This is a genomic window from Coleofasciculus sp., from assembly GCF_046539235.1.
In the GTDB taxonomy this organism is placed as follows: domain Bacteria; phylum Cyanobacteriota; class Cyanobacteriia; order Cyanobacteriales; family Coleofasciculaceae; genus Coleofasciculus.
Genome location: NZ_JBKHHI010000555.1, coordinates 1 through 3,579, shown reverse-complemented (window position 1 = coordinate 3,579; position 3,579 = coordinate 1). Strand labels below are relative to the sequence as shown.

At 48.6% G+C, this 3,579-nt stretch carries 2 protein-coding genes; one reads left to right on the top strand and one right to left on the bottom strand.

What is annotated here, in order from left to right; all coding sequences use genetic code 11:
• Positions 1-260: 260 nt before the first annotated feature.
• Positions 261-1,355, top strand: coding sequence for an NAD(P)H-dependent flavin oxidoreductase (locus tag ACLFWI_RS28440; protein WP_446415724.1), 1,095 nt, complete (start codon positions 261-263; stop codon positions 1,353-1,355).
• Between the two features lie 243 nt (positions 1,356-1,598).
• Here the strand turns inward: ACLFWI_RS28440 and ACLFWI_RS28435 are convergent, their stop codons facing one another.
• Complete coding sequence (locus ACLFWI_RS28435) at positions 1,599-3,434, bottom strand: glycoside hydrolase family 15 protein (RefSeq protein WP_446415723.1); 1,836 nt, start codon at positions 3,432-3,434, stop codon at positions 1,599-1,601.
• Between the last annotated feature and the right edge of the window lie 145 nt (positions 3,435-3,579).

Below are 3,579 nucleotides of genomic sequence, written 5' to 3'. Positions count from 1 at the left end.
GCGGGTTTCCACACCCTTCGGGAACGCCTCCGGCGAACGGGAAGCCGCTACTCTTCGAGAACGCTCCGCGATCGCGTCATTGATTGTCATGCTCACCCCCAAGCGACAGCCCAGCCCGTCGAAAAAACAACTTAGTAGTTATTTAGTTGTAAAATCAAAAAGAAGTATTAATCCATGTAGGTGGACTAAGCTGACGGCTGCATAAGCCATCAGCGATGTTACTGCCCAAATCAGCCAGATAGTCTCAACACCAGAAACTTATGCCAGAATTACCGTCACTACAAATTGGTCAACACACTGCCCGTTACCCAATCATTCAGGGAGGGATGGGTATCCGCATTTCCGGAGCCAATCTCGCCGCCGCCGTGGCTAATACGGGAGGGATTGGGGTGATTTCCGCCGTGGCGTTAGGGCTAAACTCCCCCTACTTCGACATCACCCAGTCAAAAGTCCGGCTGAGACAAGAACAGTTTTTCCAGGCGAATCGGCTAGCACTCATCGATGAACTCAAAAAAGCCCGTGAACTCAGTCCCCATGGCATGATTGGAGTCAATGTTATGGTGGCGGCACGCGATTATGAAACTCTAGTTCGCACAGCGGCTCAACAGGGCGTAAACCTAATCATCTCCGGCGCCGGCTTGCCGCTTCAGTTGCCGGAATACACCGCAGACTATCCAGAGGTGGCGCTCGTGCCAATCGTTTCCAGTACTCGTGCGGCTAAGATTATGTGCCGCAAATGGGAACGCCAGTATAAACGGCTACCGGATGCTTTTGTGGTGGAAAATCCCAATACAGCCGGTGGACATTTGGGCGCCAAGTACGAGGAACTGAATCATCCCGCATGGGACGCAGAACAGGTGATTCCCGAACTGGTGAATTATTTAGATCAGGAAGTGGGTCAACCGATTCCAGTGATTGCCGCAGGTGGTGTTTGGGATCGGGCAGATATTGACCGAATGTTGGCATTGGGGGCAAGTGGGGTGCAAATGGGGACTCGCTTTATCACCACAGACGAGTGTGATGCTGACCGTCATTATAAAGAGTTTCACCTGCACGCCCAACCGGAAGATGTGGTCATTGTCTCTAGTCCAGTAGGATTGCCAGGGCGGGCATTGCGAAACCCTTTTGTGGAGAAGGTAATCGCAGGTGCTTCGGATCTGGAAAGACGGTGTTTGGCAAGCTGCTTACAGGTTTGCCGTTGCCGGGATACGGGAGAACTCTACTGCATTGTTCAGGCATTGGATAAAGCCGCACGGGGGGATGTGGAAAATGGTCTGGTTTTTTCCGGTAGCAATGCGGGGCGTGTCCAACGTATCATGCCCGTTGCTGAGTTGATGGCAGAGTTAGTCGGTTAGCCTATTGTCGGGGCTTCCTTTAGGGAATCATGTCGGGGCTTCCTTTAGGGCATCTGTAGGGGCTTCCTTTAGGGAATCTGTAGGGGTGGGTTTAGGGAATCTGTAGGGGCGGGTTTAGGGACTAAATTCAGATATTCACCGATAACCTCTCAACAAAACCCGCCCTCCCCACCGATAACGGCTTTTATCGTAATTATGGGTATTCAACCGGACATGATATTACCCATGCTATGAACCGATAGGCTAGAAATTACGCTCAATCGCCCGATTCAGATTCCACGCCGCACTAATTAAAGACACATGGGTAAACGCCTGGGGAAAATTACCCAAGGCTTCACCACTTGATCCCGTTTCCTCGGCATATAATCCTAAATGGTTGGCATAACTGAGCATCTGCTCAAAAATTAGTCGAGCGCGGTCAAGTCTTTTCCTGTCTACTTTTCCCGCCCTTGTCAACGCCTCAACCAGCCAGAATGTACAGAGATTAAACGTTCCTTCTGTCCCCGAAAGACCATCCGGCGCTTCTTCGGGATTATACCGATACACTAAACTATCGGAAACCAGTCCCCCTATTTCTGGCGGGGAATTAATCGCATCCAGGGTTTTCAACATGCGAGGATCAGTGGGAGACATGAAGAAAACTAAGGGCATAATCAGGTTACTGGCATCCAGTGACGTGCTACCGTAATATTGAACAAAGGCTTGACGCTCCTCACTCCATCCCTTTGCCATAATTTCTTCATAGATGCGATCGCGTTCCTTGAGCCATCGCTGGTGATCCGCGGGAAATGAGCGCTTTTGAGCCAACCGTAACCCGCGATCAAGTGCAACCCAGCACATGAGATTCGAGTAAATATAATCCTTGCGTCCCCCGCGTGTTTCCCAGATTCCTTCATCTTGGCGTTGCCAATTATCGCAAACCCAATTGAGTAACTGCCGTAGGGATCGCCACAAATCATAGGAAATCGGCGTGCCATATTTGTTGAACAAATACACCGAATCCATTAATTCGCCATAAATATCAAGCTGTAACTGCTGATAAGCCCCATTGCCAATCCGAACCGGAGAAGAACCCTTATACCCCTCAAGATGATCCAGAATCTCTTCATTAAGATTATGATAGCCATCAATACCATACATAATCTGCAATGGATCATCTGAATCCAACTCCTGACAGCGATTTTCCAAGAACAGCATAAACTGGGCGGCTTCCTCGGTAAACCCGATCCGGAGTAGGGCATACAGAGTAAAGGATGCATCTCGAATCCAGGTATAGCGATAATCCCAATTTCGGGAACCCCCAATCATTTCGGGTAAGCTACAGGTCGGTGCAGCTATAATTGCTCCCGTGGGTTCGTAGGTGAGCAATTTCAACGTTAAGGCGGAACGTTCCACCGTCTCGCGCCATCGACCATCATAAGTACATTTGCCAATCCAGCGTCGCCAATACGCCACCGTATCGTCAAAGAGTTGAATCGCTTCTTGATGGCGAAGTGGCAAACTACAACCCCCATCCTGGTCAGTTTCTTGCAGCACAAAAACGGCGGTTTGTCCAGACTCTAACATAAATTCGGTGAAGACACCGCATTCATTTTGTTTTAAAGGAACATCCGTCACCAATCCCAAACTCAGAGACGGCGACTTAAAACACGCCCCCGTGGATGAGAGAATCGTCTCGTGGCGATCGCGGGCATAATTAAACGCAGGATAGCACTCTAGACGAAACTTCATCTTGCAGCGAACAACTTTAACCAGCCGCACTAACCAGTGATACCCTTTCTGATTCACTGGCATACCCACAGGCATAAAGTCAATAATCTCACCCACCCCACAAGACGCCAAGAAGCGAGTCACCAACACATTCGTTTCGGGCCAATATAACTGTTTATGAGTGACGCCATCCACACAGGGAGCAATCTTAAAATAACCCCCTTTCTCAGCATCCAGTAACGCGGCAAAAACACTAGGAGAATCGTGTCTGGGAAAGCAAAACCAGTCAATTGAACCTCCTAAGCCAACTAAGGCTGTGGTGTGCATATTGCCGATAATGCCGTAATTCTCGATAGATTGATATGCCATTGAATTATGAATGTTTAATGTTCAATTTTGAAGTTTAAACCACCGTCCCTTAATCAAGGAAAAATAACGAATGACAAATGACGAATGACAAATGACGAATGACAAATGACAAATGACAAATGACAAATGACAAATGACAAATGAC